This is a genomic window from Bacillus cereus group sp. BfR-BA-01309 (assembly GCF_022664315.1).
In the GTDB taxonomy this organism is placed as follows: domain Bacteria; phylum Bacillota; class Bacilli; order Bacillales; family Bacillaceae_G; genus Bacillus_A; species Bacillus_A mobilis.
The window spans coordinates 1-218 of sequence record NZ_JAKUHE010000089.1; the positions used below are offsets into that span (position 1 = coordinate 1).

The window sequence follows — 218 nt, forward strand, 5'->3', positions numbered from 1 at the left end:
TGGTGACATGTGGAGCTGACGAATACTAATAGATCGAGGACTTAACCATATAATATGAAGCAATGTTATCTAGTTTTGAAAGAATATAAAAAACTTGTTGACTTTAAAATTCAAATAAGTTATGATGATTCTTGTCTTAAATGAATACAGTCTGGTAATGATGGCAGAGAGGCCACACCCGTTCCCATACCGAACACGGAAGTTAAGCTCTCTAGCGC

1 rRNA gene is annotated in these 218 nt (G+C 36.7%); it reads left to right on the forward strand.

What is annotated here, in order from left to right:
- Positions 1–150: 150 nt before the first annotated feature.
- Positions 151–218 (forward strand): 5S ribosomal RNA (gene rrf / locus MR115_RS29770); the annotation flags it as partial.